This is a genomic window from Iodobacter ciconiae (genome assembly GCF_003952345.1).
Taxonomy (GTDB): Bacteria; Pseudomonadota; Gammaproteobacteria; order Burkholderiales; family Chitinibacteraceae; genus Iodobacter; species Iodobacter ciconiae.
In genome coordinates this window covers 2,339,265-2,355,428 of the sequence record NZ_CP034433.1, presented here as the reverse complement: position 1 = coordinate 2,355,428, position 16,164 = coordinate 2,339,265, and the positions used below count along the sequence as shown (strand labels likewise).

Sequence of the window (16,164 nt, the reverse complement as noted above, 5' to 3'; positions counted from 1 at the left end):
TGAGCTACTTGCCCGCCTTACACTGTCTTATTCTCGCTTACCGTTTTCTTTTGCTCGTACTGGTGATGGCCTATCTCCATGCGCAGCAAGCCTGTGTTCAGGAGTTTATGGGTGAGATTTACCTTTATATGGCTAAGATTGCGTTGGAAATCCATAAGCTGGAGGTTGCCAAGCTAAGGCTTATGCAAGCAGGGGCAAGTTGTAAAAAGTGGCGATGGGGCGATGTTTTGCAGCAATTGCTGCGAGGCAGGTTTTTTTTAGCCGACAAGCAAACAGAAGAGGCGATTTCTTGTTTTAAAATGCACAGGAACAGGCGCTGGAAATGGGGTTTGCCAGGCAGCTTATGGACGCTCATCAATTACTATCTATGGCCTATCAGCGAGCTGGAAATAAAGAGCTGGCAGAGTATGAATACGGCTGCTACCAATCTGTATATATCCGGCTTACCGGAGTTGTTTGCTGTGTGGATTATCGTGTGAAATCCCGGCTCATGGCACGTGTTACATAGTGTGCAATGCTGCAGTGCACATGGTTTCAATACTTTTAGAGTATTAAAATTTCATTCGTAAACTAAAAGCTAACTTGGTGTAAATAATGCTTGTGTCCTCTGTTGATCAGCTTATTCAGCAAGCTAAGAAGTTAATCTCTTCGCGTAGCGTTGATTCACTCACTTTTGCAACGCAGGCAAGAGATTTGGCTGTGGAAATGGGGTGTCGTTTTAGCGAAGCGGCAGCGCTGACGGTTTATTCCAGTGTTCTGCAGCTTTTGGGGCGGCACAGGGAGGCCATTGATGTTCTGGACAAAGTTTTAGGTATTGCAGAAACCGATGAGCTGGGCGTGTGGCACGGTGAGGCACTGCAATTGATGGGCAGGCATGCCTATACCCTCGGTGAATATGAAAGCGCGGCTCGGTACTGGTGCCATTGCCTTGAGCTCTCTGCCCAGGCCATTGAAACTACTCAGCGCCTTTGTGCTCACATAGGTTTGGGGCAGCTATATTATGCTCATGAGCAATTTGAAGTGGCATTAATTCATCATAAAATGGCGCAGGATTTAGCAAAAAAAGAGCATGATGCTAATTACCAAAGTATCTGCCTGATTAATATTGCCGTGGATTTATTTCGTTTGAATCGTCTGGATGATGCAATGGCAATTGCCAGACAAGCATTACCCTTAGTGAGGGCCGAAGATAATTATGAGCTGGAGGCTGAGGTTTACAGTGTATTTGGTTTAATTCGATTAGCACGCGGTGATATTGAAAGAGCCAGAATGAATTTTCTGGTTGCACTCAAAATTAATCGCTTACATATCAACACCTGGAATGAAGCGGCCAATTTATTAGCATTAGGGCGCTGCTCCCTGGCTAATGCAGAGTATGAGGCTGGTTTGGATGAGTTGCAAAGGGCATTTAACCTGGCAGAGGTGATAGAGTCTCAGTATTTACTGGCGGAGATTCATGAGGCTTTTGCTGTCATTTATCAAAAAATGAATCAGCCTGATTTGCATGAAAAACATGAGGCAACACACAGGCATTTACGCTCTTTACTTTTAGAGCAATCGGCTTCGGCACAACTAAGATCAATGGAAATGGATTTGCCTGTTCCAAACTGAGGCCTGTTTACGCTTTGATTAAATCTGTGTTTCATTGTTGGTCAGTCAGAAAAGAGTTTAATGCTTCTTGCACTTTGCTATGATGCCATTGCAATATCAATCTTCGTATTTGCCAGATAAATTTGTATTGGTTTGGGTGCTGGTCAGATATCTGTTTTTTTAAGTGCGTTATACGATTTTTAGAGTAAAAATTGGTAGTAAAAGTACGTCATTTTGTTGCATTAATGTGAAGATTTTTCGTTTTTGATACAGGGCTAAGCTATTGAAAACGGGAGTTTAAGGGGGCGGGATTGGTGTCCCTAAAAAAAATGGGGCTATGACAATGAGGGTTTTCCGCTAGAATCAACGCTCCCATGATCCAGTAAGCCCCAAGAGTCCTCCATGGCCGAGCCTATTACTACTCCCACCCTTCCGCAGCCTGTGCATGATCGTGTGCGCGAAATTCCTTACAACTACACTTCATTTTCCGATCGCGAGATTGTGATTCGCTTGCTTGGGGATGATGCCTGGCAGGTGCTTGATGATTTGCGCCAGCAACGTAAAACTGGCCGCTCCGCCAGAATGTTGTTTGAAGTTCTGGGGGATATCTGGGTTGTGAGGCGCAACCCCTATCTGCAAGACGATTTACTCGATAATCCTAAACGTCTGAATATGCTGACCGAGGCCATGCATCACCGTGTGCACGAGATCGAGAAGCGCCGTCAGGAAAACACACAGGTTGCGTTTTTGATTGATCGCACCCGTGAGGCGGTGAAGTGTTTCGAGCGCGAGTTTATTGATGTGGCTTTACTACGCCGCAAAGTGCTTAAAAAAGTGGGCCGCATTACCCGCAATGACAATATTTGTTTCGATGGTTTGGCGCGGGTGAGCCACGTAACTGACGCCACTGACTGGCGTGTTGAATACCCTTTTGTGGTGCTGGCTCCCGATACCGAAGAAGAAATGGCACCTTTGGTGGCGGCCTGTATCGAGCTAGGGCTGACAATTATCCCGCGTGGCGGTGGTACGGGTTACACCGGTGGTGCCGTGCCGCTGACGGCACTTTCTGCGGTGATCAACACCGAAAAACTGGATCAGCACAACGGTATTGAATACCGTGAAATCCCCGGTGTGGCTGGCATCGTTGCCACCATTCAGTGCGGTGCAGGTGTGGTTACCCGCCGGGTAATGGAAACCGCTGAAGCGGCCGGTTTGGCGTTCGCGGTTGACCCGACCTCGGCTGATGCATCTTGCATTGGCGGCAATGTGGCGATGAATGCGGGGGGTAAAAAAGCCGTACTGTGGGGCACGGCGCTGGATAATCTGGTGAGCTGGAAGATGGTTGATCCGGACGGTAACTGGATGTTTATCGAGCGTATGGATCACAATATGGGCAAGATCCATGATGCCAAACAAGCTACATTCCGGATTCGCAAATTTAAGCCTGATGGCAAAACGCTGATCAGCGATGAAAACCTGGTGATTGCTGGTAGTCAATTTCGTAAGGAAGGCTTGGGTAAAGACGTTACCGATAAATTTCTCTCCGGCCTGCCAGGCATTCAAAAAGAAGGCACTGACGGGCTGATTACCAGCGCCCGTTTTGTGCTGCACCGCATGCCTGCACATGTGCGTACGGTGTGCCTGGAATTCTTTGGCGAAGTAAGCCGTGCCGTGCCATCAATTGTAGAAATCAAAGATTATCTGGATGCGCATCCTCGTGTGCAGCTGGCCGGTTTAGAGCATCTGGACTGGCGCTATGTGCGCGCCGTGGGCTATGCCACCAAGGCTAAAAGCCGTGGCCGGCCCAAAATGGTGTTGATCGCCGATCTGGTGTCTGATGACGAAGACGCGGTGGGGCAGGCATCGAGCCATGTGGTGCAGCTGGCGAATGTGCGTGGTGGTGAAGGTTTTGTGGCCATTACGCCGGAAGCGCGTAAAAAATTCTGGCTGGATCGCGCCCGCACTGCGGCCATTGCCCGCCATACCAATGCCTTTAAAGTGAACGAAGATGTGGTGATTCCGCTGCCACGCCTTGGCGAGTATTCCGATGCGATCGAGCGCATCAATATTGAGCTGTCGCTGACCAGCAAGCTGGAACTGCTTGATAAGCTGCAAGACTTTTTTGCCCACGGTCGCTTGCCGGTGGATGCCGGGGATGCGCCAGTCAGTGCTGAAGAGTTTATTGGCGACAGACGTGAAACTGCCCTTGATTTGATTGCTAAATCACGGCTGCACTGGCAGTGGATTTTTGATCACCTCGATGATTCATTCGAGCTGTATCGCGCCGCGTTCCCAACCATGCCTTTAGAAAAAGAGCTGATCGGCGATGATATTCCGCAAAGCGTCTTTTTAGCACTGCGTGATTTTGTGCTGCGGGTGAGCTGGAAGCGTGAGCTATTGGGCGAGCTGGAAACACTGTTTTCCGGCCGCACCGATAAATCCATTATGGAGCTGGTGTTTGCCATCCAGCAGAAAGTGCTGAAAGGCCGTACCTGGGTTGCCTTGCATATGCACGCTGGCGACGGCAATGTGCACACCAATATTCCGGTGAATTCTGACGATTACGAAATGCTGCAGCGTGCTCACCATGCCGTGGCTCGGATTATGGGCGTGGCCAGAAATCTGAATGGTGTGATTTCCGGCGAGCACGGCATTGGTATCACTAAATATGAGTTTTTGACGCGCGAAGAACTGGCCCCGTTTGAAGCGTATAAGCAGCGGGTTGACCCGAACGGCCACTTTAATAAAGGCAAGCTGATGCCGGGCGCGGATCTGGCCAATGCCTATACGCCATCTTTCAGTCTGCTGGGGGCTGAATCGCTGATCTTAGAAGCGTCCGATATCGGTGAGATCAGCAATAGCGTTAAAGACTGTCTGCGCTGCGGTAAGTGCAAGCCGGTTTGCTCCACCCATGTGCCGCGAGCTAATTTGCTATACAGCCCGCGTAATAAAATTCTGGCTACGGGATTACTCACCGAAGCGTTTTTATACGAGGAGCAAACCCGCCGGGGCGTATCGCTCAGGCATTTTGACGAACTGGGGGATGTGGCTGACCATTGCACGGTGTGTCATCGCTGTGTGAATCCCTGCCCGGTAAATATTGATTTTGGCGATGTATCGATCGCCATGCGTAATTTTCTGCGCAAAGAAGGCAAAAAGAAATTTAACCCTGTTACCGCGCTGGGTATGGGCTTCTTAACCATTAAAGATCCGGCCACCATCAAGCTGATCCGTAAGGTAACGATTGAGTGGGGTTATAAAGGCCAGCGTCTGGCGCACACCGTAGCCAAGCGCATGGGCTTACTTAAGCCTGCTTTAAAGTCGCCGCCCGCTACCGTGGGTAAGCCGACGATCAAAACGCAGGTGATCCACTTCATTAATAAGCCTATGCCGGGTGGCTTACCCAAAAAAACAGCCCGCGCCTTGCTGGATGTGGAAGACGCAACCGTGGTACCGGTGATACGGGACCCGCAGCGCCTCAATAGACCAGAGGAGCAGGAATCAGTGTTTTACTTCCCCGGTTGCGGCTCGGAGCGCCTATTTAGTCAGGTGGGCCTGGCTACGCAAGCCATGCTCTGGCATGTGGGCGCAACGACAGTGCTGCCGCCGGGTTATCTTTGCTGCGGTTATCCACAGGCAGCGGGGGGTGAAAAAAATAAGGGCGATAAGATCACTATGGATAACCGCGTGTTATTCCATCGCCTTGCCACCACGCTTAATTACCTCGATATCAAAACGGTGATTGTGTCTTGCGGTACCTGTATGGATCAGCTGCAAAAGTATCAGTTTGAGCTGATTTTCCCCGGCTGCCGTCTTTTGGATATTCACGAATATCTGCTGGAAAAAGGCGTGAAACTGGAAGGTGTAAGCGGTGATCGCTATATGTATCACGAGCCATGCCATACACCGATGAAGACTTATAAAGGCATTGATGTGGCCAATGAACTGATGGGGCAGAAAGTAGAGCTGAATGATCGGTGCTGCGGTGAATCAGGCACCTTTGGCGTATCCAAGCCGCAAATCGCCACGCAGGTTCGCTTCAGAAAAGAAGAGGAAATGAAAAAGGGCGCAGATAAGCTGCGGGCTGAATCTGGGGCAGCTCTGCAAGATCCAGGCGCTAAGCCCGTGGCAGTCAAAATCCTCACCTCCTGCCCATCTTGCCTGCAGGGTTTGAGCCGCTACAATGACGATTCAGGCACCACTGCTGACTACATCGTGGTAGAAATCGCCAAAACGGTATTAGGTGCAAACTGGATGCCGGAATATGTAGAAAAAGTCAGAAATGGTGGAATTGAGCGGGTATTGTTGTAATTTAATAAAATGGGCACAAATGATGTGCCCATTTTTTATGATTTGCTTGTAAGGCGGTATGCCTTTGTGCCTATGTATTGATTAGGAGCTGACATTTTTACTTTAGTTTGTCCAAAGAGATGTATTGCGCATCTTTATATAAGAATATTGGCCCACCAAAATATAAGAATAATAGCGCTGGTTAGCAATATTTTTCCTGCGTCTTTTTTGATATGAAATGCGCTAATAATCAGCATCCCAATGAGGGCAATGCTTGTTATTGGCCAAAATACAGTGAAGATCATGGGTGCAAGGCAGGTGGTGTTACAGTTGACTAGAGGGAATGAGCTGGCCATTGTATGTTTATTCTCAGTTGCATAAAGAATATTATTGATCCGTTTTAAAATTTGCCGATGAAGATGGGTGCATTTCTGGCTCTGGGCGATTGCTTAATGCTACATAAAAAATTAATAATATGCTTAAACCGGTATTTACCAAAGGGATAAGCACAGCAGCAAGCCCTGCACCATATCCGCCATTTGAGTTTGAAAATATAATTAATCCAATAAATGGAGAAAAGAAAATACCATTAAAAATGAGTAGCCATATTTCAGATGATTTTTTTGTTTGTTTTTTTAAGCACCATTTGTGAATGATTAAATTAATGGTTAAGCCTGGTATTAGTATTATTGTCCAAACAAAGATCAGGTTCATTTTTATTTTCCTTTAGTATTTTGATATTATAGGGTATCCCACTTTTATGTACCATGCTGAAATAATAGGTAATTTCCCCTGCGGGGTTTTCTGATTTAAGGTTACCGTGCTCCATTTTAATCTCTACTCTTGTCGGTACCAGAAATCTAATGGCCGGTGCCGGAGATATTAACAATATGGCGAATGTTGTAGCCATTAAATGGTAGGGGACGGCGCAGAATATATTCGAATAAATAGTGGGGCCGCAATAGCATAAGCACCCAATCGGCGCGAATGACTTGAAATGGTGGTAATTGGCGTTCTCAGTTATCGTATAAAAGCTAGTTGTATATCGGATTGGTAATTATTGTGCTTGAAATAATTGATTGTACTGAGATTGCGGCCGCTTTGAGCAGCTTTTCCTGGGCGATTTGTTAGATTTCGCGCCAAAGGCGATATATTTTTATGGTGTAAGGTTATGGTTGCTACCGATAGCGGCAGCCGGGTGGCGGAGTTAGAATAGCAGCCGCTTATTTGGGTGAATGCTCTGCCTATAATGACGCAAATAAACAGGAATAATATAATGAATTCAGATTGTGTGCTGTGCAGTGATAGCGGTGGAGAAATACTCTGGCAGGATGATTTTTGCCGTGTAGTGCTGGTTGATGAGCCGGGATACCCTGGTTTTTGCCGTGTTATCTTAAAACAGCATACGGCAGAGTTTAGCGACTTAAATGCTCAGGACAGGCAACGGCTGATGCAGCTGGTTTTTGCGGTGGAATCGGCCATTCGCAGCACACTACAGCCTGATAAGGTAAATTTAGCCAGCCTGGGCAATATGGTACCGCATTTACACTGGCATCTTATTCCCCGCTTTAAAGAGGATCGTCATTTCCCCGCGCCCATTTGGGCTGAGGCGGCCAGACCAGAGGTGGAATCTAAGGTATCTGCCAAACAGTTACTGGCTCTCAGAATCGCTTTGCAGGCCATATAACGATGAATTATCCTCCATTTACAGATGCCCGCAGCACGAAAGACTGGCTAATTTTATTACCACTGATGAATACTCATGTGGCACATGCAGAATTGTGTGGTGCAATGGAAACGCTGGCCGAAGGTAATATGGCTCCGCTGGAGGCGCTTAAATCTTTGGAAATATTGCGCAGCTCGGTACATGATGTACAGTTTGCGCTATCGCATGAATATGCAGCAAAACCATTGCCGCTGAGTGCTTCAGAGCAGGCACAGTGGCAAGCCGCCAGTAAGCTATGGGAGGCTATGGCTGATGCCTATGTGCGCTGCTGGCAAGATGCTCTGGCTGATGATTCACCTATTTCTGAATTTTTGCCTTTGCTTGCCGAGCGCGCTGTTCGCTGCATGGGTTTTGTGGTGCGCTGTTACTGTCTGGTCGGGCGAAGAGTGCCAGATGTAATTTGGGCAAAAATATTCAGCTTTTACCGGCATGCCGAGCAATTGGAGATTACGGCTAAAAAAGTAAAAGACAGCTTGCTTAGCGCGGGTGATTCGACCACGGTACAAGCCGTCTTTATCCATACTCTGCTACTTTCTGCAGCTCATTCAAATCAGCATACTTTGCGGCGTCTGTTGTGGATTGATCAAATACTGGAATTGTTTTCAATACGCAGTCAGATTGCACGGCAAGCGCCTGCTTTGCCGGGAAAAACACCTTTGCAGATCAATCTGGCAGAGCCAGGGAGCCCCCAGCGTTATGTCCAGCCTAAAGAAGGGCCGGATATTCGCGAGATTGATACCCTGGCACTGGCACAAGTCCTATCCAAACGCATTAAATTGCTGCGCAAGGGCGAATTACCGGAAAAACTGGGTCTGGGCAGTGAGCTTGGCCCGCAAGTTGCTCTGGATGTTTTGTCCGATCTTTACCATCTTTGGTGCGAGCATGGTACCGAGCGTGCACCCTGTGAGGCGAAGCCGCGTACCGTATCACTGATTTTAGCTTTGCCTGCGCAGCATCGTCATGTGGCCGATGCTGATTATACCCCGCCGGCTGAAGACGCTATAAAAGCAGGCAGCCGTAATTTAATCAATATCCAGTTGTTTGGTGATCTCACCACTTCCCGGCAAAGTAGCGAGTTACAGTCTTTGCCACCGGCAGAGCAATGGGATGTGCTGAATGAAACAGCACAGAGCCTGCGTTTAAGCCGTATGGCAGCTCAGGGAGAGCGTATCAGCCTGAATCAGCTGATGGTGGTGAAGTCTTCTGCTCATCATCTGGCAGGCGTGGTGCGCTGGCTGGAAGAAAGCGAAGGCCGTTTGTATTTGAACTTGGTTTTATTGCCGGGCCTACCTAAAGCCGCAGCTATCCGGCCTTGTGAGCCTGCTCGGGCTACACCCGAATATACAAATATTGTCTGGCTACCGGCCATGCCTATTTTAAAAGCCCCGCAAACATTGCTTTTGCCAAATGGCTGGTTCAGGGCGGACCGGCAGTGCGAACTATGGAATGGTGAACAAACTATTAGAGTGAAGTTTGTTCGCATCGTGGAATACGGCAGCAACTTTGAGCGTGTGCATTTTACTGAGCAAAAGTTGTGAACAAGAAATCTGTGAATCTCTTTATGTAAATACTAGTGATATCATTGGTGATTGCTCTGCCGGTCATCAACCTCTATGACAAACCGATTCAGAACCAAGAGCTGGTTTTGAATCGGCGTAGTCCACTTCTTTAAAGCCTGCTTGATCATAAGATAGCTCAATGATCATGCCCGTCTCGCAATGATTCTCCAGTACTTCATTCGTGTTTTTCGTCACTTACCTGGGGGTGAGTTTAAATCCGTTTTGATTATGATGCCTTTGGTGAGTCTTGTTATAAGGATTTGTAGTTTTTGATGGCCTATTTTATTTTTTTGCATAAGAATTTTTTAGAAGAGGTTAGTGATTAAATATTGTTTATTCAGATTAATCTTATCTATTTTTATTTTTGATCCAATTTGCAGCTAAAGCATGTGATCAGAATATGTTTTAATCTAAATTTTTGATATACAGTTATGTGTAAAATTTTAGTTGCTTTTTTAAAAAATAACAAAAATCATTTTTAGAAATTATGTCTTTTCTTGCAAGATATGGTTTTTTATTTTAATTTCCCCGGTTTTTTTAAAATAAAACACATCAATTAAATAATTGATTGTTGTTTTTTATAAGCGCCATATAATAATGTTATTGAATTTTGTTTTTATTTAATACTTATGAAATACATTTTCGTTAAAGATATGTATATTTTATTTGATTTAAGATATTTAAATATAATCAACGTAAATATAATGCATTTCATCAGGATGTTTTCCGGGTGTATATTTTACTTCGCAGTTTTCTTTAGGTGGTTTATCCGGTTGCCAGGTGATGCTATGAGCATAAGCACTATAAATGCAGGGATTAAATCCTCTTCTGAAAAGCTTAAGCCATATTTTCAAATGTATATCGGGGCGATGGTTGAGCTGTGCAGTCAAGATGCTTTAAGAAAAGACCTTGATATTAAGTCGTTTTTGCATTGGATCAAGCCCGCTGTTTTACATGACCAATTTTTGTTTTTGCAAAATGACGGAGAGGTATCACCAAGCGCATACATTACGTGGGCATTTGTAAATGAAGAAACACTTCATCGATATAGCCATGGCCCACGATTTGTTTTGCATCCGTCAGAATGGAATGAGGGCACCACCATTTTAGAGTTGACCAATGCACAATCAACATTATCTGATTCTTTGTAGCAGCAAATTCGTGCTTTAGCAGAATGGAGAGCGGCTCGATTACAGCTGGCCAGCCATGTTGGGGTATTGGGGATGTGGGCGATTAAATGATTATTTGATTACTATAGTCTGGCTGTATTTACGGGCTTAAAGTGTGATGAGGCATGCGCTGGCCGGAAAGGGCTAAAAATTGATCACCTGATTTTGCTCTAATCTGCGGATATTCAAGTCTTTGTTATCCTGCAGTATTTCTTGCATAGTTAGCTCAGAGTCGGCAGGTTTTAAGTGGGTTACCCATATTTGGCAAGGGCGGCTCAAATTTTTGAGCTGTTCTAGTAATGTAAGGGGGCAAAAGTGCTTGGCCGTATTGGCGAGCTGGTATTCACGATTGCTAAATGCTGTTTCGATGATCAAGTGGCCGAGGTTGCCGGTGGTGTTGACGATGTCCCAGAAAGCGGGGCTGCAAACCGAATCACCGCTAAAAATAATTGAGTTTTGCCCGCTATCGAGTTGATAACCAACGGCAGGCACGGTGTGTACTGCGGGGATGGCGGTAATGGTGCATTTTTCTATGCAGCAAGATTGCCCTGTCTCCAGTGTGGCATAGCGTAGAAAAGGGGCTTCACTATTGGGTATTTTGTTAAAGTCGGGCCAGATGGCCCAATTGAAAATATGTTTTTTTAACGCGTCTAATGTGGCCTTACTGGCATAAACGGTGAGCGGAGCGCTTCGGCTGCCCAGTATGGTATCGGCCAGCATAGGCAGGCAGGCAATATGATCAAGATGGGCATGGGTAAGGAAAACATGTTCAATACGGGTAAGCGCCGTAAAGCTCAGGTCTCCTACTCCGGTTCCTGCGTCGATCAGGATCGAATCGTTAAGTAAAAAAGAGGTGCTGCGGTTTGCACCCCCGATTCCGCCACTACACCCCAGTATTTGTAAGTGCATTGAGAGGCCTGCTGTTGGCTGTCAAATTGATGTACGCCATCCCGGTTACTGCTAGGTGGATCACGCCTGAAATTTTAGATTCTGTCTAAGTGCATTACTGTAAGGATCATGCCCGGTTTTTGTTGTTACTTTCTGTAAAGTAAGCGGCTGTATTTCGGCAAGATTTCGCTTCTGCTCACCTTATAGTGTAATTCATTCGGAATTTGGATCCCATATCACTGATCGTTATATTTCTGGTATTGATGCCTATATCCGCAGAAATTGCAGGCTGGTTTGTGGGGGTAGCTGATAAATTGCGGCCCGGGTTTCTAAAGTGGCTTAACTCACCTGCCAGCCTGTCTTGAAGATATTTTACCTTTGTTATTAAAGAAACGTGACCATGCCACCGTAAACAGGGGCATTTCCGCCATGCCCTGCTGCAGGCTGGGTAAGCGAGTACGGCAGATGCTGCCCTTCAAAATTTGTCTGGGTCCTGCGGGTAAATCATTTGTTTTAAGGATGGCTAAGCGCTCTGGCAACGTGTGCGTTGATATTCAGCTCGGGGGCTACCATTTCTGGCTCAATGCTGCCGGCTCCCCTGCCTTTTCCGTACTAGACACCAGGGGGCAGGGGAAGCGTCAAGGGTATAGATCAGAACCCGTAAGTAATGCTCTAAGGAGATGCTTGTGCCCGTGTTTGCAAAAACGGGCTTTTATCCCTAGCTGCGATAGAAAAACGTCATTTCGATGCCCAGCAGCTCGATAACGTCTTTTTCTTGAAGTAAATGAGCCTGAATACCAATTTCTTTTTTATTGATAGAAGGGTGTTTATCACCTTCTACATGGGTTAAGAAATAGCCCTGCGGTCTTTGGGTGATAACGGCGACCTGCACTCCCGTTTTGCCAAGGGAGGTGAGTTTTTTATTGAGTTCCAGCTCTTTTCCAGCATTGGCTCCGGACATTACTTTAATCACACCCAGTGGCTGATGCGGTGTATCTGCCGAGGTGGGGGTGAGCTGCATAGGGGGATGCACCGGTTTTGTTCTGGCTGGGGGGCGCTCCATCATGACTGTTTTTTCAAAATCGGGATCGTCAGCAATTTTTTCGCTGACGTAACGCAAAATATGCTTGCCGACAAGAATTTCATCGCCTTCTTGAAGCCGCTCTCTTTGAATTTCGTGATAATTAACTTTAGTGCCATTGGTGCTGTTTAAATCTTCAATAAATACATTCGAGCCTTGCATGATTAATACTGCATGCTCTCCCGAAACTGCCAGGTTATCGATTTGTAAATCATTACCCGGGCGGCGGCCAATGGTGAGCCGCTCTTTGTTGAGTTTGATTTCTTTAATTAAAACGCCGTCCAGACTAAGAACGATTTTGGCCATAATTTGTTTCTCTTCTTGGATAAAAGACCCGCTTATCGAGCAATTTTTATTTTAAAAGCATCGCTCTGAAAACAGAATCTGACTAGGTAAACCAGGCACTCATTTTTGACCACAAACCTGTATTGGCCGGAAAAGCTTCTTTTACTTTTACTAAAATGGCAGAAATATTATCTTTTCCCCCCATATCGTTAGCCAGCTGAATCAACTGCGTGCTGCTGAGCTCCAAATTACTACTGAAGGCCGTAATGCTATCTGCAATATCATGATCATCAGCCATATCGCTGAGGCCATCGGAGCAGAATAAATAAATATCGCCGGGTAAAACAGCGTATTCGTGTAACTCGGCCTGTACGCTGCTCTCTATCCCTACTGCCCGGGTAACCAGATTTTTATAAGTAGAGTGCCGTGCTTCTTCAGGGGTGATGATATCGCTGTCTATTTGCTCTTGTAAAAAAGAATGATCTCTTGTTAGCTGAATAAACTCCTCGCCCCGTAGGCGGTAAAGCCTGGAGTCGCCCACATGGGCGACGGCAAGGCGGGAATCATAAAACAGCGCGCAGACCAGAGTGGTGCCCATTCCTGCACATTGGGGCTGGCTTTGTGCCGTGCTGTAGATGGACTGATTTGCATAGTGGACGGCAGCCATCAGCACATCGTGTGCGGCAGGCCAGAGGCTGTTTGGTCTTGGCAAATGCAGGGGAAAACTGGATTGCATCGCATCATGCACCACATGGCAAATCATTTCTACTGCGATACCGCTGGCCACTTCACCCGCGTTATAACCGCCCATCCCATCCGCCAGTACCACAAGGCCTTTTTTTGCATCAAAGTGAATGGTGTCTTCATTATGATCGCGATGCAAGCCGGAGTCTGTTACGCCTGCCATATCCAGCGCTTGTGAAAGGTTAGGCATTGGCTTCTCTTGTACGTAATCCTGCTTCTAGTTTAGCCATAGCAGCAGCAAAATGTGCGCCGGTCTGAAAACGAGTCGTTTCGTCTTTTTGTAAAGCCTTCATAATAATGGCGGCGAGCATGGGGGGTAACAGAGGATTGATCTGCCTTGGGTCTTGCGGTGCATCATTAATTATTTTGTATATAAGCTCCGCCGTTGATTCACCGGTAAAGGGCAGACTGCCGGTGCTGAGCTGGTAGAGCACGACCCCCAGGGAAAATAAATCGGAGCGGCCATCCATTTTTTTGCCCGAAAGCTGCTCGGGTGACATATAGGACAGTGCCCCCGTCATGATGGCAGTGTGTGTTTTATTTGAATCGCTGATCCGTGTAATGCCAAAGTCGGTGATTTTGACGATTTTTTCGGAAGGCTCATACATAATGTTGGCGGGCCTGATACCGCGGTGGACGATATGCTGTATATGGGCATACTGTAAGGCTTGCGCAACTTTCCCGACGATACTTGCACAATCTAGCAATGGCAATAAATGGTCCACCTTGGTGTAGGCTTGTAAATTTGCGCCTTTGAGATGCTCCATGGCGATATAGCAGAGATCGTGTTCCTCTCCTGCGCCCAAAATAGTGACGATGTTGGGGTGGTTGAGTCGCCCTGCGTTTTCGGCCTCCTCCAAGAAAGATTGCCGTATTTCATCAATCTGATCAGGTTCAAATTTTTGCGAGAGCGAGATCGTTTTAATTGCCACATCGCGGCCAACTTTGGGATCTTTACCTAGATAAACAATGCTCATTGCCCCTTTGCCCAGCTCTTTTTCTACCTGATAACGTCCCAGCATGGGCTTTTCTACGCTACCGTCTTCCAGCAGCATGCTGCCATTAATGCCGCCACTGCTGCTGTCTGTGGTTTCAGATATCTGGTGTGCGCGTTTTAATTTTGCTTCCAGATCGCGGTATTTGGGATTGTGGCCAGCCATATATTGGTAAACCATTTTGGCTTTATCAAATTGGCGCTTTCTTTCAAAATCCAGCGCCAGATTATATAAAACGCCCATCATGCCGTCATCTAAAGGCACTTTGGAGAGCTTTTCAAAAGCCATATCCAGCTGTCCCTGCCCCTGAAAAGCCATGCCTAGCATTCGGTTAGATTCGGCAGATTCTGCCGTCGATTTTTCTTCTGTTTGCTCATTGGACAGATAACGCTTGGTCGTGAGCACACCATAACCGAGCAGCAACAGGCTGGCTGGCCCCATTAAATGAATCCATAGCATGGATTGGGTCATCAGCACAAAATGACTGATGAGCAGCAGCAAAAACAGTGCTCCGGTCAGCATAGCGGCGGAGCCTGCTTTGAGGTGTGGCAATATCAGGCACAGATAAAGGGTGATTAAAAGCGCCAGTGCCAGTGAAAGCAGGGGATTCCACTGAGGCGATACAAAGTAGTGTTGTTGCAATAGGCTGGATAAGGTGTGGGCTGCAATAATAACCGGAGCCTCTCCGGGGGAAACCGGCGTGATCAACAATGGAGCTACCCCCGGTGCCGTTGTGCCAATCAGGATGATTTTGTCTTTGTATTTATCGAGAGGGATTTTCCCTGCCTGCACATCGTAAAAAGAATCGACCGAAAAGGGGGCTTTACCATTTTGAGCGGGGTAAAAGTAAGGCCGGAAGCTTGCATTACTGCTGACAGGCAGGCGTACATTACCCAGCGTAATTGATTCACCCAGCGTTAGTTTGATTTGCCTGGGGGCCAGATTCAGGCCGGTAGCGGCAGCCAGGAGGGGAAAAGTCGGGTAAATCCGGTTGGAGTAACGCGTAGCAAGTGGAATGCTGCGCACTACGCCATCATGATCGGGTACGATGCTGTTGCCGCCTACGCCAGCTGCACCATCGGCAATACTCTTTAAAGGCTGGTCTGTCCTGGCCGAGGTGAGCCAGTCGTTGGCAGGGTGGTCACTGGTTTCTAACTTCCATTTTCTGATTGCGCCCTGGAGGGGTTTATCAGGCTCACCTGCTGCTTGGCCCAATTCAAATGACATAGCCAAGATCACATTACCTGCTTTGGCGATGCTGTTTGCCAGCTGCTGATCCACATTAAGCTTAACTACTGCTTCGTTAAAGACGGAGCCCATCGTTGTCCACGTCACACTATTGGGGGCCGATGCGTCTTCTTTATACAGGCGGTATAGTTTTTCGATATAAACCAGCCCGCGCTCTTTGGGCTCTTCGGTAAATAACACACTGGTCGCAATGACTTTAGTTTTTGCGTCAGCCAGCTTATCAATCAGTTGCGCATGAATTTCACGCGGCCAGGGCCAGCGCCCAATATGATCGATACTGGTTTGATCGATGGCAATAACGGCAATGCGGGTATCTGCATTTCGGGAAGTCAGCTTTACGCCCACATCGTAAGCACGTTGCTCTAAAGCAAAAATCAAGGAGGTAAACTGTAGGGCTGTCAGATATACCAGCAGCACAGCTGCACCGATCACTCCGTCTTTGTTCCAGAAAGAGGCTTTCATTGCGGTATCGATATAGAAAAATGGGGCATGTTGGGGCCGTTTAATCTGTCGCTATTCCCTTAATTTAGTAGAAGAAGCTATATCTTGCCTTATCTTGGTAATAAGTTTTTTGCAAGCAGCCGAGTGC

11 protein-coding genes are annotated in these 16,164 nt (G+C 47.0%); 6 read left to right on the top strand and 5 right to left on the bottom strand.

The features are described 5' to 3' along the window. Positions 1 to 107: 107 nt before the first annotated feature. The 3 genes from EJO50_RS10230 (at position 108) to EJO50_RS10220 (ending at position 5,901) form a co-directional block, all read left to right on the top strand. Positions 108 to 479: a hypothetical protein gene (locus EJO50_RS10230; protein ID WP_164521486.1), complete on the top strand. Its 372-nt coding sequence runs from the start codon at positions 108 to 110 to the stop codon at positions 477 to 479. A 115-nt stretch (positions 480 to 594) separates the two neighbouring features. Next, entirely contained in the window at positions 595 to 1,611 is a 1,017-nt protein-coding gene (locus EJO50_RS10225) for a tetratricopeptide repeat protein (RefSeq protein ID WP_125973874.1), read from the top strand. Positions 1,612 to 1,992: 381 nt separating this feature from the next. Beyond that, the gene (locus tag EJO50_RS10220; protein WP_125973872.1) at positions 1,993 to 5,901 is read left to right on the top strand and encodes a DUF3683 domain-containing protein; all 3,909 of its coding nucleotides are present in this window, start codon (positions 1,993 to 1,995) and stop codon (positions 5,899 to 5,901) included. Between the two features lie 366 nt (positions 5,902 to 6,267). On the opposite strand, the gene EJO50_RS10215 is transcribed toward EJO50_RS10220, so the two are convergent. Beyond that, a complete protein-coding gene (locus EJO50_RS10215; protein ID WP_125973870.1) occupies positions 6,268 to 6,594 on the bottom strand; it encodes a hypothetical protein in 327 nt (108 codons plus the stop codon). Positions 6,595 to 7,156: 562 nt separating this feature from the next. Between EJO50_RS10215 and EJO50_RS10210 the strand changes: the two genes are divergently transcribed. The 3 genes from EJO50_RS10210 to EJO50_RS10200 all read left to right on the top strand — a co-directional run bounded on the left by EJO50_RS10210 (position 7,157) and on the right by EJO50_RS10200 (position 10,316). Continuing rightward, the gene (locus EJO50_RS10210) at positions 7,157 to 7,567 is read left to right on the top strand and encodes an HIT family protein (RefSeq protein WP_125973868.1); all 411 of its coding nucleotides are present in this window, start codon (positions 7,157 to 7,159) and stop codon (positions 7,565 to 7,567) included. A 2-nt stretch (positions 7,568 to 7,569) separates the two neighbouring features. Then, on the top strand, positions 7,570 to 9,144 hold the full coding sequence (locus tag EJO50_RS10205) for a cyclic-di-GMP receptor FimW-related protein (protein ID WP_125973866.1): 1,575 nt from the start codon (positions 7,570 to 7,572) through the stop codon (positions 9,142 to 9,144). Between the two features lie 809 nt (positions 9,145 to 9,953). Next, positions 9,954 to 10,316, top strand: coding sequence for a toxin-activating lysine-acyltransferase (locus EJO50_RS10200; protein WP_164521485.1), 363 nt, complete (start codon positions 9,954 to 9,956; stop codon positions 10,314 to 10,316). Positions 10,317 to 10,478: 162 nt separating this feature from the next. Here the strand turns inward: EJO50_RS10200 and EJO50_RS10195 are convergent, their stop codons facing one another. The 4 genes from EJO50_RS10195 to EJO50_RS10180 form a co-directional block, all read right to left on the bottom strand. After that, positions 10,479 to 11,243: an MBL fold metallo-hydrolase gene (locus tag EJO50_RS10195; RefSeq protein WP_125973864.1), complete on the bottom strand. Its 765-nt coding sequence runs from the start codon at positions 11,241 to 11,243 to the stop codon at positions 10,479 to 10,481. A 697-nt stretch (positions 11,244 to 11,940) separates the two neighbouring features. Then, entirely contained in the window at positions 11,941 to 12,609 is a 669-nt protein-coding gene (locus EJO50_RS10190; protein ID WP_125973862.1) for an FHA domain-containing protein, read from the bottom strand. An 82-nt stretch (positions 12,610 to 12,691) separates the two neighbouring features. Continuing rightward, positions 12,692 to 13,522: a Stp1/IreP family PP2C-type Ser/Thr phosphatase gene (locus EJO50_RS10185; RefSeq protein WP_206434363.1), complete on the bottom strand. Its 831-nt coding sequence runs from the start codon at positions 13,520 to 13,522 to the stop codon at positions 12,692 to 12,694. Then, positions 13,515 to 16,037 (bottom strand): serine/threonine-protein kinase, encoded by a 2,523-nt coding sequence (locus EJO50_RS10180; protein WP_125973860.1) that lies wholly within the window; start codon positions 16,035 to 16,037, stop codon positions 13,515 to 13,517. The genes EJO50_RS10185 and EJO50_RS10180 overlap by 8 nt, the downstream gene beginning before the upstream one ends. Between the last annotated feature and the right edge of the window lie 127 nt (positions 16,038 to 16,164).